Annotated in this window: 10 protein-coding genes and 1 tRNA gene; 6 read left to right on the top strand and 5 right to left on the bottom strand. The window is 69.4% G+C overall.

Annotated elements, in window-relative coordinates:
• Nucleotides 1-8 precede the first annotated feature (8 nt).
• Both AC2D9U_RS20625 and AC2D9U_RS20620 read left to right on the top strand, forming a co-directional pair.
• A complete protein-coding gene (locus AC2D9U_RS20625) occupies nt 9-13,871 on the top strand; it encodes a calcium-binding protein (protein WP_484752582.1) in 13,863 nt (4,620 codons plus the stop codon).
• A 91-nt stretch (nt 13,872-13,962) separates the two neighbouring features.
• Nucleotides 13,963-15,363, top strand: a complete 1,401-nt coding sequence (locus tag AC2D9U_RS20620; protein WP_484752428.1) for a malonyl-CoA decarboxylase — start codon at nt 13,963-13,965, stop codon at nt 15,361-15,363.
• A 4-nt stretch (nt 15,364-15,367) separates the two neighbouring features.
• Here the strand turns inward: AC2D9U_RS20620 and AC2D9U_RS20615 are convergent, their stop codons facing one another.
• From AC2D9U_RS20615 to AC2D9U_RS20595, 5 genes are all read right to left on the bottom strand, one after another.
• On the bottom strand, nt 15,368-16,255 hold the full coding sequence (locus tag AC2D9U_RS20615; protein WP_484752426.1) for a protein-L-isoaspartate O-methyltransferase family protein: 888 nt from the start codon (nt 16,253-16,255) through the stop codon (nt 15,368-15,370).
• Nucleotides 16,255-18,648 (bottom strand): polyamine aminopropyltransferase, encoded by a 2,394-nt coding sequence (locus tag AC2D9U_RS20610; RefSeq protein WP_484752423.1) that lies wholly within the window; start codon nt 18,646-18,648, stop codon nt 16,255-16,257. Before AC2D9U_RS20610 ends, AC2D9U_RS20615 begins: the two co-directional genes overlap by 1 nt.
• 8 nt (nt 18,649-18,656) lie before the next feature.
• Complete coding sequence (locus tag AC2D9U_RS20605) at nt 18,657-19,469, bottom strand: alpha/beta fold hydrolase (protein ID WP_484752421.1); 813 nt, start codon at nt 19,467-19,469, stop codon at nt 18,657-18,659.
• 151 nt (nt 19,470-19,620) lie between these two features.
• Nucleotides 19,621-20,604, bottom strand: a complete 984-nt coding sequence (locus AC2D9U_RS20600; RefSeq protein WP_484752419.1) for a calcium-binding protein — start codon at nt 20,602-20,604, stop codon at nt 19,621-19,623.
• Entirely contained in the window at nt 20,604-21,500 is an 897-nt protein-coding gene (locus tag AC2D9U_RS20595) for a calcium-binding protein (RefSeq protein ID WP_484752417.1), read from the bottom strand. Before AC2D9U_RS20595 ends, AC2D9U_RS20600 begins: the two co-directional genes overlap by 1 nt.
• A 174-nt stretch (nt 21,501-21,674) precedes the next feature.
• Between AC2D9U_RS20595 and AC2D9U_RS20590 the strand changes: the two genes are divergently transcribed.
• From AC2D9U_RS20590 to tig, 4 genes are all read left to right on the top strand, one after another.
• Complete coding sequence (locus AC2D9U_RS20590; protein ID WP_484752415.1) at nt 21,675-24,032, top strand: 1-deoxy-D-xylulose-5-phosphate synthase N-terminal domain-containing protein; 2,358 nt, start codon at nt 21,675-21,677, stop codon at nt 24,030-24,032.
• Nucleotides 24,033-24,050: 18 nt separating this feature from the next.
• Nucleotides 24,051-25,130 carry a hypothetical protein gene (locus AC2D9U_RS20585; RefSeq protein WP_484752413.1) on the top strand — a complete coding sequence of 360 codons (1,080 nt, stop codon included), beginning with the start codon at nt 24,051-24,053 and terminating at the stop codon, nt 25,128-25,130.
• Nucleotides 25,131-25,189: 59 nt separating this feature from the next.
• Nucleotides 25,190-25,271: transfer RNA gene (locus AC2D9U_RS20580), tRNA-Leu, on the top strand.
• Between the two features lie 193 nt (nt 25,272-25,464).
• Nucleotides 25,465-26,799 carry a trigger factor gene (gene tig / locus AC2D9U_RS20575; RefSeq protein WP_484752411.1) on the top strand — a complete coding sequence of 445 codons (1,335 nt, stop codon included), beginning with the start codon at nt 25,465-25,467 and terminating at the stop codon, nt 26,797-26,799.
• Nucleotides 26,800-26,809 lie beyond the last annotated feature (10 nt).

The raw sequence follows: 26,809 nt of genomic DNA, 5'->3' as shown, positions 1-26,809 counted from the left end.
CGATCGGCATGGCGCCGATCGGGGTGCTTGGGTCTGCGACGGATCGAACGCCGGCATGTCACCGCACGGTTTGGAGAGTGGGTGTCATGGAAGCTGTGGGCAGCATGGTTACGCCGGTCAGCCTTTGGCAGATCGGCCTTCGCGTTGATCGCACCATTCTGGCTACGTCGAATGATCTGAAGGAAGGCTGGGACTCATTCTGGGAAGACTCGGCAGAATTGGCTTCTCCCGAGGGGGTCCTGTCTGATTTGTTGATCAAATCGAAGGGGAAGACGGGACCCGCCCTGATCAGCGCCATCAACGACATCATTGCCCAGAACAAATTTCTCGTTCGCCTGTACTTTGACCCGAGTTCCGTAGCGGAAAAAGCGCCGATCGTCGGCGGGATATTGAAACAGGTGCCAACGACTTTTGCGGTCTTTCTTCAGGAGGGCAACGCAGACTCGGTTATTGGGACGGCGGGGCGGGACTGGCTGCGTGGCGGTTCCGCGAACGATACGATCCGCGGCGGGGCCGGGAACGACATGCTCGAGGGCGGCGAGCGCGAGGACCTGCTCTATGGCGGCGCCGGCGATGACATGATCATCGGCGGCGGCGACAGCGAGGAAGCCGATGAGACCCATACAGACGGCTCTTCCCGATGGTCGGAGAAGATCCAGGGCCGCGCCGTCATCACCTGGGATGCCGACACGATCTATGGCGAGGGCGGGTCCGACATCCTGCGCGGTGACTACGGATCTGACTATCTCGATGGTGGCGTGGGCCGAGATGTGCTCTGGGGCGGCATGGGCAACGACACGCTGCTCGGCGACAGCGGCGACGACCTGCTCATCGACGGCGGCGATGTCCGCAACCGCGGCTTCGAGTGGATCGACATGGAGGAACTGACCTCGCCGGAGACGGTGGGCGATCCGGTTGGCTTCATCGAGGGCAAGCTGCGTGACTTCGGGCTCTTTCTCATCATGGAGTACCTCGTCGATGGTCCGGAGGATGATGTCCTTTATGGCGGCGATGGGCGGGACACGCTGCAGGGCGGTGCGGGCGGCAACCAGCTCTATGGCGGCAATGGCGACGACGTCATCAAGGGCGGCAATGGCGACGAATACATCCACGGCGACGCGCTGCTGCGCTATTCCGGCAGCTTCAACGGCCGCGCCATGGTCGAAGTCTATGACAGCGGGATCGGCGACGACATCATCGATGGCGGGCGCGGGGCGGACACGATCTTCGGCGGCGATGGCGATGACGTCATCACCGATCCTGGCAGCAACGGTCACACCTTCTCTCATTCGATCGGCAGTCTCTTCAGCGGCGGCAAGAAGCGGGCGAAGACCGACTTCCTCAACGGCGGTGCCGGCAACGACACGCTCGGCAGCGCAGGGCGTGACGATCCGTCCTATCTCGATGGCGACATCGGTGATGATTTGCTGATCAGCGGCAAGGGCGAGGACACGCTGATCGGCGGCCTGGGCAACGACACCTATGAGGGGGTCGATTCGAGCGATACCGTTGTCGAGCTCGATAATGGTGGCATCGACATGGTGTTCACCTACTACAGCATGACCCTGGCGCTGAATTTCGAGGCCGTTACGACATCGCCGGTCAGCAACCCGGTGGATGTCCAGGGTTCGGCCTGGCGCATGACGCCGGTCACCATCACCGGAAACGCCCAGGACAATTTCTTCAAGGCCGGCTGGTCTGGCGACATCTTCATCGGCGGCGCCGGCAACGACACCTTCGTCGGCAGCGAGAACATCGTCGAGCTCGAGGGCGGCGGCTTCGATACCGTGGTGCTCAGGCAGGGCGGGCGCCTGCGGGACAATCTGGAGGCGCTGCAGCTCGAAAGCGGCAATGCCGACGGCAACGCGCAGGATAATCTCATCACCGTCACCGCGCCGCGCTATGGCGGCACGGCCCAGGGCACGCCACGCGGGCTGATCCAGGGCTTTGGCGGCAACGACACGATCGACATCACCAACACGCGCTACAGCGCACTCGATGGTGACGGGCGCGGCGGCATGTCCGGCCTGTTTGCGGAAACCGTTCGCTTCGGTGACCGCAACGCCACGCTCGATGGCGGCGAAGGGAATGACCGGATCAACGCCAATGACCAGCACACGACGCTGATCGGCGGCGCTGGAGACGATGTGCTCAATGGCGGCCGTGGCAATGACCTGCTGCAGGGCGGGCTGGGCAACGATTTCTATCGCTTCAGCTTCGGCGACACGATCAGTGGCGAGACCGGCGGCACCGACACGGTGGAGACGGTGGACAGCATCACGCTGGGCGGCGGCATCGAGGTGGTGCGCCTGCTCGGACAGGGTGCGAGCACCGCGACCGGCAGCATCGGCAATGAGCGCATCAGCGGCAATGACGGCTCGAACCTGATCGATGGCGGCGAGGGCGCCGATACGCTTGAGGGCGGGTTCGGGCGCGACACGCTCCTGGGTGGGGCGGGCGACGATCTGCTGATCGACCACGCGCCGGGCCTGGCCCTTGGCCCGCTGCCCGCCCTCTATCACTCCCAAGACGTCGCCTTCGTGTATGAGGAGGCGCCAGCGCAGCTGAGGATTGGCAATCGCCTGATCAACACGCTGATCGTCGATCCGGCCACCAACGGGCCGCGGGCGCTGTTCGACGCCACCGACGATGGGCGCTTCGTCTTCTTCACCTCGACGCGCAGCCTGATGGATGACGGCCGTGGCAACACGCCGCTGCTCTATCGCTACGACACGCTCTTTCGCGACTTCGACATCGTGTCCACGGCCAACGCCAGGGGCGGGCTCACGCAGGTCATCGGCGCGCAGGACAGCACCATCGGCGCCATCGTCGATCCTTCGGCCTCGGCCGATGGCAACGTCGTGGCGTTCACCTTCAGCCAGGGCGGTGTGCAGAAGATCGGCCTCTCCTGGTTCAGTCCGCTGACCGGCGACGATCGCCTCCCGGAACGCCGGGGCGACAGGTTCGAGGTCGCCAGCAACTGGTTCGGCAACGAGGCCGCGGATGGCAACAGCCGCAACGCCGCCATCTCGGCCGATGGCGCCTGGCTCGCCTTCGAGACGCAGGCGGCCAACCTGAATCGCAGCTACAGCCTCTCGACCCTGTCCTGGACCAACACCGACACCAACGGCACCTGGGACATCTACCTGCGCAGCACTGGCGCGCCGGCCTTCAACGTCGATATCCACAACGTGCCGGTGTCGGACCAAAATCCGGATGGCGTGGCGGCGACCTTCGCCAACATGACCCGTGTGTCCGTGGGGCTTGGGGGGGCGCAGGCGAATGGCGCCAGCACCAACGCCGATATCTCCGCCGATGGCCGCTTCGTCGCCTTCCTCAGCGAGGCCTCGAACCTCGTCGCCGGCGACACCAACGGCCAGCGCGATGTCTTCGTGCGGGACATGGAGATGGGCGTCACCCATCTGATCACGCGCGGCGCCAATGCGGCGGTCAGCCAGGTGGCGATTTCCGATGACGGCCAGATCGTGGCCTTTGTCACGCGCGCCACCAACATCGCCGCCACCCTGCGCACGGTCGAACCGCGGATGCTGCAGGGCCCGGTCATCGGCATTTCCTACTGGGAGATCGGTTCGGCGAGCATCGAAGGCGTCGCGGATGGCCAGCCGCACGTCTACATCCACCACCGCGGCACCGGCGAGACGGTTCTGCTGACCGACAGCAGCAACGACATCGTCACTGCGCGCGAAGGCGTGGCGCTCGATCTGCGCACCGAGGGCGATCGCATCGTGCTCGCCTATGGCGATGCGGGCGGCCATCCTTCCATCGCCGTGTACACGCGCGTGGTCGATGAGCTCTTCCGCCGCGATTCGTCCGATTCGATGCTCGGCGGCGCCGGCGCGGACACCATCGATGCGGGCCTTGGTGCCGACACGCTGGATGGCGGCGCGGGGGCGGACAGCCTTTCGGGTGGTGCGGGGCGCGATCTCTACATCATCGACGATGCCGGCGACCGCGTGGCGGCCGATACCGGCGAGGCGAATGCCCTGCGCACCAGCGTGAACTACCGGGCCGCGGACCACGCCGCCTGGTTCGACAACGTCGTGCTGCTGAACGGCGGCAGCGCGGTGTCCGCCGAGGGCGGCGCGCGGGATGAGACGCTGGAGGGCAACAACGCCGCCAACACGCTCATCGGCGCCGGGGGAAATGACCTGCTGCTCGGCGGCGCGGGGACCGACCTGCTGCAGGGCGCGGACGGCGCGGACACGCTCGATGGCGGCACGGGCGCGGACACGCTCTCGGGCGGGGCAGGGCGCGACCTCTTCATCCTCGACAATGTCGGCGACCGCATCCAGGACAGCGGTACCGAGCGCGGGACGATCCTGTCCAGCGTCTCGGTCACCCTGGGTACCTTCATCGGCGCGGCGCCGACGCCCGAGGTGATCCGACTCACCGGCGCGGGCAACGCCAATGTCAGCCTGCTCGGGATGGCGCCCTATGTCGCCGCGACCATCATCGGCAATGAGGGCGCCAACGTCCTGACCGGCGCCGATGAGCGCGACTTCATCTTCGGCGGCGAGGGTGCCGATACGCTGACCGGCGGCCTGCACAATGATGGCCTGGAGGGTGAGGCGGGCGCGGACCGCCTGTCGGGCGGCGATGGCGCCGATACGCTGACGGGCGGTGCGGGCGACGATGTGCTGATCGGCGGCGCCGGCAATGACCGCCTGCTCGGCGGCGATGGCGACGATCTGGCGATCTACGACATCGCCTGGCGGAACGCCGATCTCAATTCCTCCATGACGCTGATGACCCTGCCGAATGGCGAGATCGACTTCATCGGCTTCGTCGAGCGCTTCAGCTTCAATGGTGTCATCGGCACGGCGGAACAGGCGGTGCGGCGCGCCGCGACGGAGATGACGCTGAGTGTGGGCGGCGTGGTGCAGACCGGCGCGATCCGCGTGCGCGAACTGGCCACGGCCGGCGAGGTGATCGCCACCATCGCGACCACGGACGTGAACGCGATCTTCGGCGATGTGCAGAGCTACAGCTTCGAGCAGGCCATTTCCTACGGTGCCGGCGGGCAGGTGCGCATCACCTCGCGCGCCGTCATGGATCAGTTCTTCACCTTCGCGGGCAGCAACATCGTGCTGCGCAGCGGTGTCGACGTGGCGGACATGCCCACGCGCCTCGACATCGGCATCCGGGCGACCGGCCTCGATGGCTTCAGCCGCGGCTTCACCTTCGCCTTCGAGCGCGCGGTAACACCCGTCAGCCTGACGGGTGACGGGGCTGCCAACAGCCTGCTCGGTGGCGCGGGCGCCGATACGCTGCGCGGTCTCGATGGCGCGGATACGCTCTCGGGCCGTGCGGGCGAGGATCTGCTGGAGGGCGGCGCGGGGGCCGACTCGCTCTCGGGCGGCGGCGATGCGGACAGCCTGCTCGGCGGTGACGGCGCAGACGCGCTGCTCGGTGGCGATGGGGACGATACGCTCGCCGGCGGTGCCGGTGCCGATACGCTGACCGGCGGCGCCGGCAACGATCTCTACCGCCTGGAAGATGGTTTCGACCAGATCGTCGAGGCGGCGAATGGTGGCACCGATACTGTGGAGGCCGCCTTCGCCGTCACGATGACGAATATCGAGCATCTTCGCCTGCTCGGCAGCGACGCGATCGATGCCACCGGCACGGCGCAGGGCGAGACGATCGAAGGCAATGCTGGCGCGAACGCGCTATCGGGTCTCGCGGGCGACGATGTGCTGCTCGGTGGGGCGGGGTCTGACACGCTCACGGGTGGTGCGGGGCGTGACAGCCTCGATGGTGGCGCGGGCGAGCTTGATCTCGCGGTCCATGCCGCGCGCTGGGACCAGCTTGTCCTGGCCGCCTTCGAGGGCGGCTACTGGCTGCGCGACAACACCGACGCGACGCCGGGGGCGACGGTCAGCGGTCTGGCGGGGCTGTGGCACGACCGGCTCTCGGGCGTCGAGATGCTTCGTGTGGCCGGCTTCACCGGACGCATCGCGGATGCCGTGGCGGTCGCCGCCGACAGCCTGCGGCTGGAGGATCTCTCCCCTGGCTCCGACGGCACGCTCACCTTGCTCAACACCGCCGCCGCCGGCGCGGTGGTGGGTCGGCTGCATGCGGCCGACCGCAACGCGGTCTTCGGCGATGTGCAGGCCTTCAGCTTCGTCGATGCGCCGGGCGGGCTCTCCGCCGCCGCCGCGGCGGCAGCCTTCCAACTGGTCGGCGATGAGGTGCAGTTGCGCAACCCCGCCGCCCTGCCCACGCGCACGGTGGGCGAGAGCATCACCTTCGCCATGGCGGCGACGGGTCTCGATGGGCTCACCAGGGTCGAAAGCTTCACCGTCCGGATCACGACGCTCGATGTCGTGATCGCGGGCGGCAACGGGCATGACAGCTTCTCGGGCGGTGTGGGCAATGATGCGCTGAACGCCCGCGGCGGCGCCGATACGGTGAACGGTGCGGGCGGCAACGACACCATCGATGGCGAACAGGGCAATGACCGTCTCTCCGGCGATGCCGGCGACGATGTGCTGCGCGGCGGGCTGGATGCCGACATGCTGTTCGGCGGGACGGGCGCCGACACGCTGCTCGGCGGGACGCAGAATGACCGTCTGGAAGGCGGCGAGGATGCCGACCTCCTGCGCGGCGAGGCCGGCGACGACACGATGCTCGGCGGCGCTGGCGCCGACACGCTCGACGGCGGGCAGGGCAATGACCAGGCGATCTACAGCGGGGCCTGGACGCCGACGCGCGTGACGCGTGAGGGCGATGGCTACCGGGTGGATGGCGATCTGCTGCTCGGCGTCGAGCAGATCATCTTCGAAGGCAGCACGCCCAATGGCAGCGAGGCCGGCATCGCCGAGGCGGTGGCGCAGGCGCCCTCCTACGTCGCGCTCGGCACGGCGCGAGCCGATGGCGGGGTGCTGGTGCAGATGTCTGCCAGCGCCTCGGCTGGGGTGTCCCTCGGCCGCATCTTCGTCATCGACGCCAACCGGTATTTCGGGGAGACCTACAGCTTCGAGATCATCGGCCAGATCCACCAGTTCCGGGCCGATGCGGTGTTCCGGGTTGAGGGCGACCAGCTCATCGCCGTGGACACCTATGTGCAGACGCAGGTGCTGCTGGGCAATCTGCGGTCGGGCTTCGGCTTCACCCTGCGCGCCACCGGCCAGGACGGGCTGTCCTACGACCAGAGGGTGATCGTGGATGTTGTCGGTCTGGCGCAGTCTATCCAGGGCGGCAATGCGGCCGAGACGCTCTATGGCGGCGTGGGCAACGACACGCTGAATGGCGGCGGCGGCAATGACTGGCTGTACGGCAATGCCGGCAATGATGTGCTGATCGGCGGTGCGGGTGCCGATTACTACGATGGTGGATCGGGTGCCGATACCTATCACTACGAAGAACTCATCGATGAGCTGAATTACGACCTGTTCGACGTGGTGCTCACCGGACTCGATGGCATCGACCTCGCCGGTGCGCAGCTGTACAATTTCACCCCCGAAATCAGCACGCCGACCCGCATCAACGTGCAGATCGTGCTGACCGGCAGCGCCAATCTCTCCATCACCGGCTCGCAGGCGCGGGCCGACCGGATCACCGGCAATGCCGGCGCGAATACCTTCGTGCTGGACAATGACTTCGGCGAGAGCATCTCGATCACCGGCTTCGTGAGCCCCGCCACCGGGCCGGACAGCGTCGCGGGCGGGGCGGGCAACGATACCTACTACGTCGATGGCCAGGATGTGCTGACCGAGGCCGCAGGTGAGGGCATCGACCTCGTCATCAGCAAGGGCAGCCATGTGCTGGCGGCGAACATCGAGAACCTGACGCTGACCGGCAGCGCCAACCTCAATGGCACCGGCAATGCGGGTGACAACGTCATCACCGGCAACGCCGGCGACAACCGCCTGACGGGCGGGCGCGGCAATGACCGTCTGGTCGGTGGCGCGGGCAATGACACCGCGATCTTCGACTCCGGCTTCGGCGAGGTGACCTTCACCGATCTCGGCGGTGGTCTGCTGCGCATCGCGGGGGCCGAAGGCGCGGACACGCTGGAGGGGATCGAGTTCCTCTCCTTCGCGGGTCGTTCGGGCAGTCTCGCGGATGCGATGCCCGTGGCCGCGAGCGCCATCGCGCTGACCGCCGGGGTGGTTGATTTCGATGCGGCGGCAGGCACGCAGATCGGCCTGATCACCGTCACGGACCGCAACGCCCCGCTGGGCGATCGCAACACCGTGACGTTCCGCGATGCCGCTGGCGGCCTTGATGCCGCGCAGGCCGGCGCTCTGTTCGAACTGGTGCAGGGCGATGCGGATACGGCGCTGCGCCTGCGCGGCGATGGCCTGCTTGAAGCGCTTGGGGGGCAAACGCTGCGCCTGATGCTGGCGGCGACGGGCCTTGATGGCCTGACGACGCAGGCGCTGGTCGAGGTGGTGGTCGGCCCCTCGGGCCTGCTGGTCGAGGGCACCGAGGCCAGCGAGAGCCTCGCGGGTGGGCGCGGCTTCGACACGCTGCGCGGCTTCGGCGGCAATGACACGCTCATCGGCGACATGCGCGCCGATACGCTTGATGGCGGCACCGGGGCCGACAGCCTTGTGGGTGGCGCGGGGAACGACACCTACATCGTCGATCAGGCCGGCGATGTGGTGGTCGAGGCCGCGAATGCCGGGCAGGACCGCGTGCAATCCAGCGCCGCCAGCTTCACGCTGGGCGCGAATATCGAGGTGCTGGAACTGATCGCCGGCGGCGTGGCCGGCACCGGCAATGCCGCGGCCAACCTGATCCTCGGCAACGAGGGCGACAATGTGCTCGATGGCGCGGGTGGTGCGGATACGCTGCGCGGCGGCGCCGGCAACGACGCCTATGTGCTGCGCTTCGTCCACAACGACTTCGCCCCGCGTACACGGGTCGAGGAAGCCGCCGATGGCGGCATCGACGAGGTACGGGTCGATGCCATCAACGACCTGTTCGCGCATGTCGAGAACATCGTGCTGGTGGGCGTGACGGAACGCGGCAGTTCCTTCGCCTTCGGCAATGCGCTCGCCAACCGGATCACCGGCACTGACGACGGCAACCTCCTGAACGGCGGCGATGGCGCGGATACGCTGCTCGGGCTCGATGGCGTCGACCAGCTCGTCGGTGAGGCAGGCGATGATTGGATGGATGGCGGCCAGGGCAATGACACCCTGTCCGGTGGCGAGGGCAACGACACCTATGTCGTGGACAGCGCCGCCGATTCGCTGTTCGAGACCGGCATCGGCATCGACACGGTGCGCACCGCGCTCAGCTTCACGCTCGCCGAGGGCTTCGAGAACCTGATCCTCACGGGCGATGCCGCCAGCACGGGCAGCGGCAATGATGCCGCCAACCGGATCACCGGCAATGCCGGGGCGAATGTGCTGCAGGGCGCGGCTGGCGCCGATACGCTGGAGGGCGCTGCGGGTGCCGACACGCTTACCGGCGGGGCGGGCAACGACATCCTGATCGGTGGCGAGGGCGAGGATCTCGCCATCTACGACGCCGCCTGGAACCAGCTGCGGGTGGAGCAGGTCTCGGGCGGCTACCGCGTGACGGATCTGCGCGCCGGCGCGCCGCTGGGCACCGACCTGCTGAGCGGGATCGAGACCATCCGCATCGGCGGCGTCACCACGGCCATTGGCGATGCCGTGGCCCAGGCGGCGAGCCTCGTGGTGCTGCAGCCACCCGAGGGCGGGCGGGCCGGGGGCACCACCCAGATCCTCGAACCTGGCCTCGCCACCGGTGCGCTGCTCGGCCAGCTTGGCGCCAGCGACGCCAATGGCGATTACGGCGACACGCAGAGCTTCTCCCTCCTCGACGTGGCGGGCGATGAGGTGGACGCGACCACGCTGTTCCGCCTTCAGGACGGCAATCTGTTCGTGCGCGATGGCGCGGCGCTGGCCGCCCTCGGCGGGCAGACCCTGCGCCTCGAATTGCGCGCCACCGGCACCGATGGGCTGACCGGCAGCACGGAGCTCACGCTGATCGTGGGCGAGGCCAACGTCACGCTGGAAGGCACGGCGGCGGCGGATACGCTGGAAGGCGGGCTCGGCGCGGATCTGCTGCGCGGCCTGGCGGGCGACGATGTGCTCGCGGGCGGCGGCGGCGCCGACACGATGCAGGGTGGGGCGGGCAACGACGCCTATCTCGTTGCCGCCGGCGATGTCGTGACCGAGCTGGCGGGCGAGGGCGCCGACACCATCTTCGCCCTCACGGAGATGGTGCTGCCGGACCATTTCGAGGTGATGGTGCTGGCCGACCTCGCCGTGACCAGTGGCAGCGGCAATGCGCAGGGGAACAGGCTGCTCGGCCATATCGGGGCGAACCGCCTCGAAGGCCTCGGCGGCGCCGATACGCTGCAGGGCGATGCGGGCGCGGATACGCTGCGGGGCGGTGAGGAGAACGATGTTCTCGAGGGCGGGCTCGGCGCGGACCTGCTCGATGGCGGCGCGGGGGCGGCGGATGTCGCGCTTTATGCGGGCTTCTGGCCGGATCTGAATGTCACCACGCTGCCGGGCGGCGCCTATCTGGTGACCGCGGGCGGTGAGGCCGATACGCTGCAGGGCATCGAGCTGCTGCGCGTCGGCGGTCGCACTGGCGATATGGCGGCAGCGATCCGCCAGGCCGCGACGGCGATGACGGTGACGGATGCGACACCCGGCGAGGGCGAGGCCATCACCCTCTCTGGCCTTGCCGCGGCCGGCACGCTGGTGGCGACGCTCGACGCCACCGATGTCAACGCGGTCTTCGGGGATACGCAGCTCTTCACCTTCGCCGATCGCGAGGGCGGGCTAGATTCGGCGGCAGCGCAGGCGCTGTTCAGCATTGTCGGCACCGAGATCCGGGTGCGCGAGGGCGCGACGCTGCCGCTCGGCACGGAGCTGCGCGTCACGCTGCGCGCCACCGGCCAGGATGGTCTCAGCCTGTCCCGGGACGTCACCATCAGCGTCGATTCCGGCAATGTGGCCACGCCCGTTGCGGTGGAGGACTACGGTGGCGGCAGCGAGGATGAAGCGATCCTCGTCGACGTGCTCGGCAACGACACCGATGCGGATGTCGGCGATGTGCTGGCCATCGCCACGGGCGCGGACGGGCCGCGGATCACCAGCGTCCATTTCGGTGATCCGGGTGCGGCGATCGACGCCACGACCGGCGCGGTTGTCATCAACGGCATCGCCACCACCGGCGCCGCGCTGATCGCGCAGCTTCAGGCGCAACTCTCGATCGAGGGTACGGGCAGCCTGCGCTTCACGCCCAACAGCGTGTTCAACGCGATGCTCAACGACTACCTGACGCATCCGGACGGCAACTCGCCGACCAACGCCTATGTGCTGATCAGCTACGCGGCAGTGGATGCGGTGGGGCATGTCTCCGCGCGCGGCACGGTCGAGCTCGTGGTCGGTGGCCAGGATGAGCTCTTCCAGGGCACGACCGCGGCGGAGCTGTTGCGCGGGCTCGAGGGCAACTCCGCCGACTACTTCGAATCGGGCGGCGGTGCGGACACGGTCTACGGCTATGGCGGCCATGATGTGATGTGGGCGCGGCTGGCGGGCAGCCCCGATTCCGGCACGGCCAGCGTGGTCTTCGACGGCGGCGCCGGCGACGATTCCATGTATGGCGGCCGAGGCTCTGACCTGCTTCTTGGCGGCGATGGCAATGACCAGATCACCGGGGATCTGCGCCAGGGCGCGGGCGCGGTCGATGCCGATACGCTGATCGGTGGGGCCGGCGATGACCTGCTGATCGGCGGCAAGGGCGCCGATCGCTTCATCGGCGGCGCGGGCAACGACAACATCCTCGACCAGTCCCAGGCGCTCGATGGTGCGCCGGATGTCGCCGTCTACAGTGCCGATTGGGCGAATTACCGCGTCACGCGCCTGGCCCATGGCGACTACAAGGTCCTAGACCTGCGCGCGCCAGCGACGCCCGGCCATGAGGGCGAGGACTACGTCAACGCGGCGGTGGAACTGCTCAGCTTCGGCGGGCGCAGCGGCGCCATTGCCGATGCCATGGCGCAGGCCGCCACGGCCCTGACGCTGCGCGACGGCGCGGCCGAGGCCATCGGCGAGGCCGGCGACCTGCGTGGGCACCGGATCGGCCTGCTCAGCGCCACCGATGCGAATGGCGTCTTCGGCGATGTGCAGAGCTACGCCTTCGGCGATGCCGCGGGCGGGCTGAGCGCATCGGCCGCTGCCGCCCTGTTGCGCCTCAACGGCGCCGCACTGGAGGTGGCGGCGGACAATGCATTGGCGGCGCATCTCGGCCGGGTGCTGACCTTCCGCATCATCGCGACGGGCCTGGATGGGCTGAGCGCGGGCTTCGACCTGACCCTGCCGGTGTTCTCGGCGTCGGCGGATTCGATCACCGGGGGCAATGCGGCCGATGCGCTGTTCGGTGGCTCCGGCGCCGATACGCTCGATGGCGGCGGCGGGGCGGATACGCTCACCGGCGGTCTTGGCGATGACGTCTACATCGTTGATCGCGCGGGCGATGTCGTGGTGGAGGCGGCCGGTGGTGGCATCGATACGGTGCGCACCGGCATCGGCGCCCTGACGCTGGCCGCGCAGGTGGAGCATCTGGTCTTCACGGGCGGGCGCAGCTTCTCGGGCACCGGCAATGCGCTGGCCAACACGCTCCGCGGCGCCGAATTCAACGATACGCTGCAGGGTCTGGATGGCGCGGACACGCTCGATGGCGGTCTCGGCGCCGACAATCTGCAGGGTGGTGCGGGCGATGATCGCCTGCTCGGCGGCGATGGCGCCGATACGCTCGATGGCGGCAGCGGCAATGACCGCATGTTCGGCGGGCTGGGGGACGATGTCTACATCGTGGACGCCCTCGGTGACGCGGTGAACGAGACTGGGGCCGGCGGCATCGATACGGTGCGCGCCAGCATCGACTTCACCCTGGCAAATGGGTTCGAGGCGCTGGTGCTGCTCGGGACGGCGGAGAAGGGCACCGGCAGCGAGGGGGGCAACACCCTCACCGGCAATGCGTCCGCCAATCTGCTCGCCGGGTTGGGCGGCGCGGATGTGCTCACTGGCGGCGACGGGGCCGATACGCTGCTGGGCGGCGTGGGGGCGGATACGCTCGATGGCGGCATCGGCGCGGCGGACAGCCTGCTGGGCGGGGCGAATGACGACATCTACCTCATCCGCGATGCCCTCGACCTTGTGGTGGAGGTGGCCGGCGAGGGGGCGCGAGACGAGGTGCGCGCCACCGTCTCGCATGTCCTCTCGGCGGAGGTGGAGATCCTGCGCCTGCTGGGCAGCGCCAACATCGCCGGAACGGGCAATGCCAGCGGCAACCAGATGCTCGGCAATGCGGGCAACAATCTCTTCGCCGGCCTCGCAGGCCACGACACGCTGAACGGCGCCGGGGGGGCGGATACGCTGCAGGGCGGCGAGGGCAATGACGTGCTGAACGGCCAGACGGGTGCTGACCTGCTGGAGGGTGGCGCCGGTGACGACAGGCTCTCGGCCGGCGGTGGCGGCGATACGCTGATCGGCGGCGAGGGCGCGGATCGCCTGACCGGCGCGGCGGGCGTGGCCGACATCTTCCGCTGGGCGAACCTGGCCGAGACCGCCGGTGACCGCGTGTTCGGCTTCGAGCACCTGGTGGACCGGCTGGAATTCGCCGCGGCCGGCTTCGGCAGCCTCGCGCCCGGCGCGCTCGCGGCGGCGAACTTCGCGGCCAATGCCACCGGCCTCGCGACTTCGGCGAGCGGCACGCCGCAATTCATCTACGAGACCGATACCGGCCGGCTCTGGTTCGATGCGGATGGCGGCGGCGGTGCGGCTGCCAGCGCGATGTTCCAGTTCTCCGGGAAGCCGACACTCACCGCGGCGGACATCACGCTGTTCGGCTGAGGCGGCTTCGCCTCGGCCCGACACCCGGTTTCTCTCGACGGGCGCCTGCCGCTTCTGGCAAGCTTCCTGAAACATGGCGAAAGGAACCGTGATGTCGGAGCTGGCAGAGGCCCCGGGACTTCTGGACCGGGCCCTCAGGCGCGTCACGGCGCTCTGGCGCGACGTGGCGGGCGGCGAGCCGGTGGCCGACCTCGCGGAACAGATGCGCGCCTGCCTCGCGGGCAAGGGCGGCGAGGTCTCGGCCCGGGGCCGCGCGGCGGGGCTGGCGCAGGCCTATCTGGGCCTGGATGCCGAGGGGCGCGGCCATTTCCTGCGCACTTTGGCCGGCTTCGATTCCGACATGCAGGCCGCGCGCGCCGCCTGGGCGCAGGTGGCGGAGGCCACGACGCCCGTCGAGCAAGCCGTCGCCAAGGCCCGGATGCGCCGTGCGCTGGAGCCGCCGCGGCTGCGCCTGCTCACGCAGTTCACCGGCATCCCGGATGGCGTGAAGTTCCTGGTGGATCTGCGCGCCGAATTGCTGATGCTCACCAAGGGCGATGCGCTGCTGCAGGCGCTGGAGGCCGATCTGCGCGGCCTGCTGGCAAGCTGGTTCGACCTCGGCTTCCTCGAACTCCGCCGGGTCGATTGGTCATCCCCCGCCTCGCTGCTCGAGAAGCTGGTGGGCTATGAGGCGGTGCACCGCATCCGCGGCTGGCGCGACCTGAAGAACCGGCTGGATTCCGACCGCCGCTGCTACGCCTTCTTCCACCCGCGCATGCCCGATGAGCCGCTGATCTTCGTTGAGGTCGCGCTGGTGAAGGGCATGGCCGACAGCGTGCAGCGCCTGCTGGACGAGAAGGCGCCGGTGCAGGACCCGGCCGAGGCCGACACGGCGATCTTCTATTCCATCAACAACTGCCAGCGCGGGCTGGATGGGATCTCCTTCGGCAATTTCCTGATCAAGCGCGTGGTGACGCTGCTGTCATCCGAGTTCCGCAACCTCAAGACCTTCGCCACGCTGTCTCCCATGCCCGGCTTCCGCCGCTGGCTGGAGGAGAAGCTGGCGGCCGGCGATGCCGGGCTGCTGAGCGAGGAGGAGGCCGTGCCGATCCGCCTGGCGCTCGGCGAATTGGCGCCGCTGGGCGAGACGCCCGTGGCGGCGCTTGCCCGCGCGCTGGAGCGGCGCGGCTGGCCGCGGCAGGAGGCGCTGGCCAAGCTGCTCAAGCCCGTGCTGCTGCGTGCCGCCGCGCGCTACCTCCTGGCCGAGAGCGCCGGGCGCGGCAACCGCGCGCGCGACCCGGTGGGGCATTTCCACCTGTCCAACGGGGCGCGGGTGGAGAGGCTGAACTGGCGCGGCGATACCTCCGAGAAGGGGTATCGCGAGGCCCATGGCCTGATGGTGAACTACCTCTACGATCCCGCGAAGATCGAGCAATACCACGAGGACTATGCGGGCGAGGGCGGGCGCGCCGCGTCGAGCGCGGTGCGCAAGCTGGCGAAGGGCTTCCTGTAGCCGATTACTGCGGCGGCGCCTGGCGCAGCTCCGGGCGGTTCATCATCGCACCCGTCATCGGAATGAAATACACGCCCACATCCTTGCGGCTGCGCACGCGCCCATCCTCATCCTTGGTGTAGATGTAGAGGAACTGCCCGCGGCGGAAGGGCTGGCCGATCGGGATCACCAGCCGCCCGCCGGGCTTGAGCTGCTCGAGCAGCGCGGGCGGCACCCATTGCGCGGCGCAGGTCACGATGATGGTGTCGAAGCCGCCCTGCACCTCCGGCCAGCCGAAGAAGCCATCGCCGACGCGGGATTCCACATTGGTGTAGCCGAGCGGCGCCCACATCGGCGCCACGGAATTCCCGAGCGGGGCGATGATCTCGATCGAATACTGCTTCGCCACGATGCGCGACAGCAGCGCCGCCTGGAAGCCCGACCCCGTGCCGATTTCCAGCACCACATGCTCCGGCTTCGGCGCGCAGACCTGGGTCATGTAGGCCTGGCCGAGGTAATCCGACAGCGCCGAGCCATAGCCCACGGCCCAGGGCTTCGCTTCGGTCTCATAGGCGTCGGTGGCGGTGGAGCGGCGGCCCTCATGCATGTAGTGGAAGTATTCGCGCGGCACCTCGGCGAAGGCGCGCATCACGGCCGGGTCGGCGGCCTGGAAGCGGGCGCGCAGATAGGCCTCGATCCGGTTCAGCGCGGCCACCTTGCGGGTCTGGATCGCCTGGAAATTCGCCACCGAGATGTCGGTCGGCCGGTTCGAGGCGCGCATCGCCTCCAGGTATCTCTCGCGCGTCCAGGCGCTGGCGGCTGGTGCTGCCGGGGCTGCGGGGGTCTGGGCAGCGGCCGGCAGCGCGAGCGCGGCGGCGCCGGCGGCAAGCAGGGTTCGGCGGGTCGCGATCATCAGGCTCTCCGAGGCCAGGCTAGGGCGGCGCCAAGGTAACAAGCGAATCCCGCAAGAAACAATGCGGTGATGCCGATTCCGTGGCCCATGAGGTTGGCCAGCGGTGTCGCCACCACGCTGAAGGCGCCGTTCAGCGCCCAGGCCCAGGGCAGCATCGCCGGCCCCGATTCCTGGAAGCGATCCAGCCCGAGCGGGAAGGGCATGCCCATCGCGAGCGAGAGCGGCGCGAGGGCCGCCACCAGCAGCACCACGCGCAGCGCCCAGGGCAGATCAAGCGCGGCCCGGACAGCGCCCGGCAGGAACAGCACCGCCAGCACCACCGAGGCGAGCGCGAGCGCCACGGCCAGGCGCAGCGCGCGATCCGGGTTCCGCGCCTGCCCGGCCAGCATCGCGCCAAGCCCGGAGAAGACCAGCATCGCCGTCAGCACCAGCGCGAAGCCCGAGGTGCGGTCGCCCAGCAGCAGCGCCGCATGTTCGATCAGGGCGATCTCGATCAGCAGGAAGCCCAGGCCCAGCGCGGGGAAGTAGATCAGCGCCCGGCCCAGGATCCGCCCCGGCACGCGCAGCGCCCCGCGGGCGAGCAGCGGCAGGCCAGAGACCACCAGCGCGAGGATCGTCGCCTGCGCCAGCACCGCCGCATTCACCAGCAGCCCGATCTCCGGCTGGGGCAGCAACTCGATCCGCGCGATGGCGGCGGGCAGTGCGGCAAGCTGCACCACCGGTGTCAGCCAGGGCCGGTCGGCGGTGACGGCCGAGCGGTCGAAGGCGTCGCGCTTGGGCGTGCCGGCCAGCAGGAGTGCCGCTTCCTCCGCCACCGCGTCCTCGGCCGCCTCGGCGGTCGCCATCTCGGTCGCTTCCAGCGAGACCGGCGGCAGGTCGTTCCAGACATTGCGCCCCGTCGCGGCGAGGCCCGGCGCGTGGGAGATGTCGAAGCTGCGCGCGGCGGCGAATGCCTCCAGCTTTGCTACCCGTGCCGAATCCAGCGGGTCGCGCGCGATCAGCACGCGCAGATTCCAGGCGGAGCGGATGATCACGAGGTGCCGCGCAGGCTCGGCCACGCCGGCGAGCCGCAGCGCGGCCTCGGCGGTGGCGATGACGCGCACCGCATAGGCGGGCAATTCGCGGATGCCGATGGGCACCGAGATCAACCCGCCCGGCTCCAGCCGCCGCAACCAGCCGGCCAGCACCTCGGCGGTGTAGAGATGGCGATTCTGGTCATCCGCACCAAGGAAATCGCCCGAGATGTCCACCAGGTCGAAGCGCCCGGCGACGGTGAGCGGATGCTCCTCCGCGAGCCTCACGCGCGGATCCGGCGCCAGGGCCGGGGAGGGGCCGAGGCCCTGGCGCAGGGCGCGCGCCAGCATCGCCTCGGGCTCCACCAGCGTGACATGGCTTGCCCCCAACGCCAGCACCTCGGCCGGGCGGAAGCCACCGGCGCCGCCGAGTGCCAGCACGCGCGGCGCCTCCAGCAGCGCATAGGGCGCGGCATCGAGCGCGGAGGGCGCATGGCCGGCGCTGACCGGCCCGGGCATCGGCAGGGCGGCGATGCGCGCCCCGTCGCGATACAGGCCGAAGCTGCGCGGGGGTGGGGCGGTGCCGATGCCGCCGGCATTGTTGGAGACGTCGGTGTCCAGCCGCTCGGTGAAATTGTCGAGCAGCTGGTAATGGCCGCGCGGGTGCAGCCATGCGCCGATCACCCGCGATTCCGGCACGTTGAGGGGCGCGTAGATCGCCTTGAACTCGCTCACGCGCGGCTGGGCGAGCAGCAGCACCGCCGCCTCCGCCGCCACCAGCACCAGCGCGGCCGCGATTCGCCAGGGCCCGCGTCCGCTGAGGAAGGCGGCGAGGGCAAGCAGGGGCAGCAGCGCCGGGATCAGCAGGAAGGGATGCAGCGCGAACATGAGCGCGAGCGCGGCCACCGCGCCGAAGCCGGCGCCGAGCAGGTCATAGCCGTAGACGCGCCCGACCTGGTCGGCATGCACCACGAAGTTGAGCGACACGGCGAGGCCGGCGAGGAAGAAGAAGGGGAACAGCGCGGCGTAGTAGCCCGCGATGTTCCACAGCTGCGGCCCCGCCGTGGCCGGGTTCTGCAGTTCGAGCGGGTTGAAGCCGTTCGCCGCCGCGGCGATCCAGCCCGCCGCCCCGGCCGCGAGCATCGCCAGCGGCAGGCCAGGCAGCAGCACCGCCGCGCGATCCAGGAAGAAGCGCCGCCCGAGCACCATCACCACGCCCGAGACGGCGAAGCCCGTCATGGCGATGGAGATCACCCAGTAGCCATATTCGGACCAGCCCGCGACGGCGAAGAAGCGGGTGAGGGCGATCTCCACCCCCACCGCCGCCGCCGCGATCAGGAACAGCGGCACCAGCGAAGCCGAGGCGCGACGCGCCGTCATCGTTGCACTCACGCCCATCGAGCCCTTTGCGTCAGGAAGCGGTCCATGCTGGCGTTGAAGCGCGCGGCTTCATCAACGAACAGGGCGTGGCCGGCATTGTCGTAGATGTCGATCTCGGCGGCCTGGTGGCGCTGGGCCACCAGCTCCGCCTGGCCGCGGAAGCGCGGGCGCACCGCGTAGAGCACGGGCCGGCGCGTCGCATACAGCGTCTCGCGCCAGAATTCGCGCGGGCGGGGGTAGGAGAGCAGGCGGATGCTGTCCTCCACCGCCATGCGCTGCGCATCGCGCGCGAGGCGATCGAGATAGTCGGCGCTCTGCGGCGTGGCATACATGCTGGCGACGAAGCCGCGCACCGTGCGGTCGCGCTGGCGACGGAGATTGCCGAAGAAATTGCCGGAAGGGGCGGGGGGCGGCGTGCCCTCGCCCACGGAATTGTCGATCAGCACCAGGCCGGCCAGGCGCGCATCCCCGCTCTCATTCACGCAGGAGAGCGAATCGAGCACGCCGAGCGACCAGCCCGCCAGCACCAGGCGCGGCTGGCCGAGTTGCGCGATGAATTCCCCCACATCGCGCCCCCGCCTTGTGGGTTCATAGCCCTGGCGCGGGATCTCCGACCGCCCCTGGCCGCGCGGGTCCAGCACCGCCACGCGGTAGCGCGCCGAGAGGGCGGCGATCTGGGGCTCGAAGATCCAGGCTGGCATGCACCAGCCGGGGATGATGGCCAGCGTGCGGCCCGACCCGGCCTCGAGGTAGTGCAGCCGCACGCCATCCGAGGTGCGGAAATACCGGCTGCTCCCGGCGCCAAGCGCCGGGCTCGCCATGCCGAGCGCGGCCGCGCCAAGCCCGCGCCGCGTGAGACGCCCAATCGGAATGAACCTGCCCCCGCCTGACCTGCCCTTCAGTCTAGGCCATGCCGCCGGCCGGCTGGAAGGGCATGGCCAATGGAGAGGGGGAGGCGATGCCTGCGTCGGCTCAGCTCACCTGGAACCTGATCGTGCCGATCCCGGTGAAGCTGATGACATCCTGCCCGAGTTGGATACTGCCGCTGCCCACGGGGCCGGTGAAGGTCAGCGTGCCCGTCGCCGCGTCATAGCGCATCTGCGGCGCCGGGAAGGCGGGGCCGCCGGCATGGGTCACGGTGAGTGCCGCCATGATCTGCGCCGGCGAATAGTCAAAGCGGTCGAGGTCGAAGAGCAGCGTATCCGCGCCGTCGCCGCGGATGTCGAGGTTCACCGTGCCGTTCTTGATGTCGCTGCCCGAGACGATGAAGGTGTCGGCGCCCAGCCCGCCGTCCATCACGTCTTCGCCGGTGCCGGCGTTGAGCGTATCGTCGCCCGCCCCGCCCAACAGCGTGTCGTCGCCCTGCGTCCCATCCAGCCAGTCATGGCCGAAATCGCCCTCCAGCCGGTCATCGCCCGTCTCGCCGATGAGGGTGTCGTTGCCGAAGCCGCCATAGGCCGTGTCGTCGTCGAAGCCGCCGCGGATGGAATCATTGCCGTCCTCGCCATGGAGCACGTCATTGCCATCGGCGCCGTTGCTCCAGCTCGACTGGCCGGCATTGCCGCCGAGGATCGTGTCGTCGCCCGCGCCGCCATAGGCGGTGTCGTCGTGGTAGCCGCCCTCGACCCAGTCCTGGCCATCCTGACCGTTCAGCACATCCTCGTCATGGCCGCCGAGCACGCGATCATCGCCGCTGCCGCCATGCAGCGTGTCCCGCCCATCCTGGCCGTGGACACTGTCATTGCCGGCATTGCCCTCCAGCGCGTCCTGGCCGTTCCCGCCGCGGATCGTGTCCTGGCCGTCGCCGCCCATGATCCAGTCATCCTCGCCGGAGCCGCCATCCTCCTGGTTGCCGCCGCCATGGAAGCGCCAGACGCCACCCGAGACGCGGGCCAGCGCCGCGGCGTCCAGCGCCACGGACTCCCCTGTGGCAGGGGCCGGGACACGACGCGCCATCATGTGCCCGACTCCAGGCGGATGGTGCCGACCCCGGTGAAGAAGATGCCGGTGCCGTCGGGCAGCGCGATGTGGCACTCGCCCACCCCATCGGTGAAGGTGATGGTGTTGCGCTCCCAGTCGATGACGATGCCCGGTTCCTTGAACATCACGCCGGCCCAGTGCGAGATGCTGAGGTTGTCCGCCAATTGCTGCAGCGTCATCCCGGGGACGGAGACGACCAGCGTGTCGGAGGCATCGCCTGTCACGTGGTCGCCGCCTTTGGCGTAGATGAGGTCGGCACCGAGCCCGCCATCGATCAGGCTGTTGCCGGTGGAGCGGATCACGTCCTGGCCGAAGCCGCCCAGCAGCGTATCCCCGCCCTGGTTCCCGCCGATCAGCGTGTCGTCCTCGCTGCCGCCATCGAGCAGCGCGTGGCCGTTGCCGCTCAGCAGGCTGTCATTGCCGGACTCGCCATAAGCGAAGGCGTGGTCGCCGGGGCGCTGGGGATCATGGGACCAGCCGGAGACGATGGTGTCCTGCCCCGAACCGCCATAGGCGACGACATTTCCCCCTCCGCCATAGATCGAATCATTGCCGTCCTGGCCGTAGAGCCGGTCGCCGGAGCCACCCCCGGCGATCGTGTCGTCCCCGGAGCCGCCATAGATCATGTCGCGCTGATTGCCGCCGAAGATCAGGTCGTTGCCGGCATTGCCTTCCAGCAGGTCCTCGCCACCATTGCCGTCGACGGTGTCGTTGCCGTCACCGCCCATGATCCAGTCGCCGTCCTTGCTGCCGGTCGTGTTCTGGTTCCCGCCCCCGTTGAACTGCCACAGCCCGCCGCTGGCGGCGCGCAACTGCGCCTCAGTGATCGGGTGGGGCGTGGCGGTGGGCTCGGGCTGGCTCTTGGGCGGCATCGCGGGCTTCTCCTGGACAGGGGATAGGCAGGTCGATCTGCAACCGGGACGGATCATGCCCCGGAGGCGGGGCGTGCGGGAACTGCAAAAAGCTCTATGCTCCCCATAGCCGGGTCCTTCCGCCGCCGGGGCCGGCATACCCATCTGGCCCAGCCAGAGAACCGGAGACGCAGCATGACCGTGGATCGGCCGATCCGTCCTGAGATCCCCCCGGCGGACCGCGTGAAACTGCTGCATCAGTTCGAACGCAAGCTGCTCTGGCTCTCGGCCTGGATGATCCACCACGCGAACCACATCCGCCCGAACCGCGACGGGCTGAAGGTCGGCGGGCACCAGGCGAGCTGCGCCTCGGCCGTGTCGATCCTCGCCGCGCTCTATTTCGAGATCCTTCGCCCGCAGGATCGCGTGGCGGTGAAGCCCCATGCCGGACCGGTCTTCCACGCCATCAACTACCTGTTCGGTCGCCAGCAGCGCGAGCGGCTTTCCACGCTGCGCGCATTCGGTGGCATCCAGCCCTATCCGTCCCGCACCAAAGACGGGGCGGAGGTGGATTTCTCCACCGGCTCGGTCGGCCTCGGCGTGGCGCTGACCACCTTCGGCGCGCTGGTGCAGGACTATGTGCGCCTGCACGGGCTTGGCCGGCCCGAGATCCCGCCGGGGCGGCATGTGGCGATCGTGGGCGACGCCGAGCTTGATGAGGGCAACATCTACGAGGCCCTGCTCGAGGGCTGGAAGCATGATGTCCGCAATGTCTGGTGGGTGATCGACTACAACCGCCAATCCCTCGACAGCGTGGTGCCGGACCGGCTGTTCGGCCGCATCGAGGGGCTGTTCCGCGACATGGGCTGGAACGTGGTCACGCTGAAATACGGCAAGCGCCTGGAGGCCGCCTTCGCGCGGCCGGAGGGCGAGGCGCTGCGCCGCTGGATCGACGACTGCCCCAACAGCCTCTACGCCGCGCTGACCTTCCAGGGTGGTGCGGCCTGGCGCAACGCGTTGCTGGCCGAGCTGGGCCGCGTGCCCGGCGTGCGCGCCATCGTCGATCCGCTGAGCGATGACGAACTCGCGGAGTTGATGACCAATCTCGGTGGCCACGACATCGAGACGCTGAGCGAGGCCTTCCGCGCCCAGGCGGAATCGGGCGACCAGCCCACCTGCTTCATCGCCTACACCATCAAGGGCATGGGCCTGCCCTTCGCCGGGCACAAGGACAACCATGCCGGGCTGATGACGAAGGAGCAGATGGCCGCCTTCAAGCGCGCCATGAACATCCGCGACGGCCATGAGTGGGATGAGTTCGAGGGCCTAGCCGCCAGCCCCGAGACGCTGCGCGCCTTCCTCGACTCCACGCCCTTCGCCAGGCCCATCGCGCCGGAGGGCAGGCGGCTGAACGCCTCTCCGGTGCCGCTGCCCGCCACCCTGCCGGGCCCGCGCGTACCGCCGGGGCGGATGCTTTCCACCCAGGCGGCCTTCGGCGAGATCCTGGCCGAGATCGGCCGCGGGCACGGCGATGCGGCGGATCTCGCCGCGCGCATCGTCACCACCAGCCCCGATGTGACGGTCAGCACCAATCTCGGCCCCTGGGTGAACCGGCGCGGCATCTTCGACCGGCATCTCAAGAACGACGTATTCCGGGACGCCAAGCTGGCGAGTGCGCAGCGCTGGGGGATGGGGCCGGAAGGCCAGCACATCGAGCTGGGCATCGCCGAGCAGAACCTGTTCCTGGTGCTGGGGGCGCTTGGTCTCGCGCATGACCTCTACGGGGCGCGGCTGCTGCCCATCGGCACCGTCTATGATCCCTTCGTCAATCGCGGCCTCGATGCGCTGATCTATGGCTGCTACCAGGATGCGCGCTTCCTGCTGGTCTCCACCCCCTCGGGCCTGACCCTGGCGCCGGAGGGCGGGCAGCACCAATCGGTCAACACGCCGCTGATCGGCATGGCGCAGGATCGCCTCGCGAGCTTCGAGCCCGCCTTCGCCGATGAACTCGCCGTGCTGCTGCGCTTCGCCTTCGAGCACATGCAGAAGCCGGACGGCAGCGCGGTGTGGCTGCGCCTGTCCACCCGCGCGCTGGCGCAGCCCGATCGCGTGCTGGATGCGGCGGGCGTGATCGCCGGCGCCTATTGGGCGATCCCGCCCGGTCCGGGCGCGCCGCTTGCCATCGCCTACCAGGGCGCGCTCGCCCCCGAGGCGCAGGAGGCCTTCGCGGCGCTGCGCGAGGACGTGCCCGAGGCCGGGCTGCTCGCCATCACCTCGCCCGACCGGCTGCACGCGGATTGGCTGGCCCGCCGTGGCGAGAGCCACATCGCCCGGCTGCTTGCGCCACTCGACCCAAGGGCCGCGCTGGTGACGATCCTCGACGGCCACCCGGCCGCCCATGCCTGGCTGGGCGGCGTGCACGGCCAGGCGGTGGAACCCCTCGGCGTGGCGCGCTTCGGCCAGGCGGGGGACATCCCGGACCTCTACAAGGCCTATGGGCTGGATGCGGAGGCGATCCTGGATGCCTGCGCCCGCGCGCTGCTCCGGCGCTGAAGCGCCCGGTGCCGCGCCATGCGCAGATCACTGCTGCTGATCGGGTTTCCGCGCGGCTTCACCACGCAGACCTATGACATCGTGGCCCGCGCCACCGGGCTGGCCACCTCCGGCGCCATGGCGGGCGAGGTGCTCAACGCCCTGCGCTGGGAAGGCGCCGGCCTGCCCGTGCCGGCCGAGCTCGCGGATCTGGGCGAGCCCATCTTCTACAGCACGCGGCCCGAGCTGCAGGGCCGCTTCGCCGCCATCCTGAAGCGCTACGCCACCACGGCCGCGCCCTGCATCGTCAAGGATGTGGTGCAGCCCTTCCAGGTGCTGGACTATCTGGAGCGCCACCCGGACGACTTCCAGGTGATCTTCGTGCGCCGCGACCTCGGCGAGGTGGTCTCCCGCCTGCGGCGGCGGAACTGGCGCTATGTGCACTCGCTGGACGCGCTGGAGCAGCGGATGCTGCGCTACCCGGTGATCGATGCCCGCCGCGTGATGTTCGACGAGGGCTACATCTTCCGCCGGCTGCAGGCGCTCGGCCTGCCGGCGGCGCCCTTCGCCTATCTCACGCCCGACTTCATCGCCCAGCGCGACATCATGCTGGACCAGATCGAGGCCGAACTGGCCCCGCGCCAGCCCAGCCGGCCGACGCACTTCCCCGACATCACGCCCGGCCAGACCTATCGCTACGGCACCCTTCCGGCCGAGCCCGCCGCCCGGGCCTTCCTCGCGGCAGGGTGGCTGCCCTTGGCGGGGCGCGGCTTCTGGACCGAGGCGGACATCGCCGGCCTCGCCTGTCGCCTACCGCCCCTGCCCGAGGGCGGGGTGCTGCGGCTGAAATTCGCGGCCTATCCGGGCATCGACACCGCCGTGACGCTCAGCCTGGAGCTGGCCGGGGCCGGGGCGCCGATCGAGGCCAGCGGGCCGGCGCAGCCGGAGCGCTGGATCACGCTGCGCCTGCCGGCCTCGCCTGCCCCGCGCGAGGCCTGGCTGCGGATCCGGACCGACCGCAGCTTCGTGCCCGCCCGTGTCAGCCGCCGCGAGCAGCTGGCCGCCTGCGGCGCGATGCTGGAGGCGCTGAAGCTCGAGGCCACCGCGCCCGCCGCCTGAGACGCTTGGCGCGGCCCCGTTTGCCGGGATAGTCATGCGGCACGGGTGACCGACCCCGTGCGGGCGTGGTGGAATTGGTAGACACGCTGGATTTAGGTTCCAGTGGCGCAAGCCGTGGGGGTTCGAGTCCCTTCGCCCGCATATGCCGCCCCTCGGACAATGGGCGCGGGGACCGCTGTGCAGCCCTGGAAAGGGTGGCGCGGACGGCCGGGCCGCGCCCTTTCTGCGCGCGCCCCATTGCCCCCGCGCGTCCTGGGCGCTATCGGGGCCGGCTTCCATGCTCCTGGCGCCCGCCATCGAGCGGCCGCCCCCTAACTGATCAAGAAGGTTCCCCATGCAGGTCACCGAGCTTCCCGCCGAGGGGCTGAAGAAGGCGTTCCAGGTCGTGGTCCCCGCGGCCAGCCTCGCCGCGAAGCGCGACAAGCGCCTCGCCGAGCTCGGCGCCGAACTGAAGCTGCCCGGCTTCCGCCCCGGCAAGGTGCCGCCGGCCGTCGTCAAGCAGCGCTACGGCACCGCGGTCGCCGGCGAAGTGCTGGAGCAGTCCGTCGATGAGGCGACGCGCCAGGTCATCACCGATCGCGGCCTCCGCCCGGCGATGCAGCCCAAGATCGAGCTGGTGAACTACGCCGAGGGTGGCGACCTGGAATACAAGATCGACCTCGAGCTGCTGCCCGAGATCCCGATGCCCGACTTCAGCACCATCGCGCTGGAGCGCCAGAAGGCGACCCCGGGCGAGACCGAGATCGAGGGCTTCCTCGCCACCATGCGCGACCGCCTCGCCAACATGGAGGACGTGGCCGAAGTGCGCCCGGCCGTGACCGGCGACGTGCTGGTCTGCGACTTCGTCGGCCGCCTGAAGAACGAGGACGGCTCCCTGGCCGAGCCCTTCCAGGGCGGCACCGCCAGCGACATGCCGATCGAGGTCGGTGGCTCGGGCTTCATCCCCGGCTTCACCGAGCAACTCGTCGGCCTCTCGCCGGGTGAGTCGCGCGACATCGACGTGGCCTTCCCGGCCGAATACGGCTCGGCCGACCTCGCCGGCAAGGCGGCGGTCTTCGCCATCACCGCCAAGGGCCTGAAGAAGAAGGTCCTGCCCGAGGTGGATGACGAATTCGCCAAGCGGCTCGGCCTGCCGGACGTGGCCTCGCTGCGCACCCAGGTCAGCGAGAGCCTGCAGCGCGAGTATGATTCCGTCGCGCGCCAGAACGTGAAGCGCCTGCTGCTGGATGCGCTGGCCGAGCGCGCCGCCTTCGAGGTGCCCTCGGGCATGGTCGATGGCGAGTTCGAGCAGATCTGGCAGCGCGTCGAGGCCGACATGAAGGAAGGCAAGCTCGACGCCGACGACCAGGGCAAGGATGAGGCGACGCTGAAGGCGGACTATCGCGCCATCGCCGAGCGCCGCATCCGCCTCGGCCTGCTGCTCTCCGAGATCGGGCGCACCAACAACATCCAGGTGACGAACGAGGAACTCGGCCAGGCGATGCGCCGCGAGGCCAGCCGCTATCCGGGCCAGGAGAAGCAGGTGATCGAGTTCTTCCAGAAGAACCAGCAGGCGGTGGAAAGCCTCCGCGCGCCGATCTTCGAGGAGAAGGTGGTCGATTTCGTGCTCGAACTCGCCAAGGTCACCGAAGTGTCCGTGGCGCCGGACGCGCTGACCCCCGCCGCCTGAGGGCCTCGGC

Source organism: Roseomonas sp. TF40 (genome assembly GCF_057219975.1).
The sequence above is the reverse complement of the archived record's forward strand: the minus strand, read 5'-3'. Positions and strand labels throughout refer to the sequence as shown.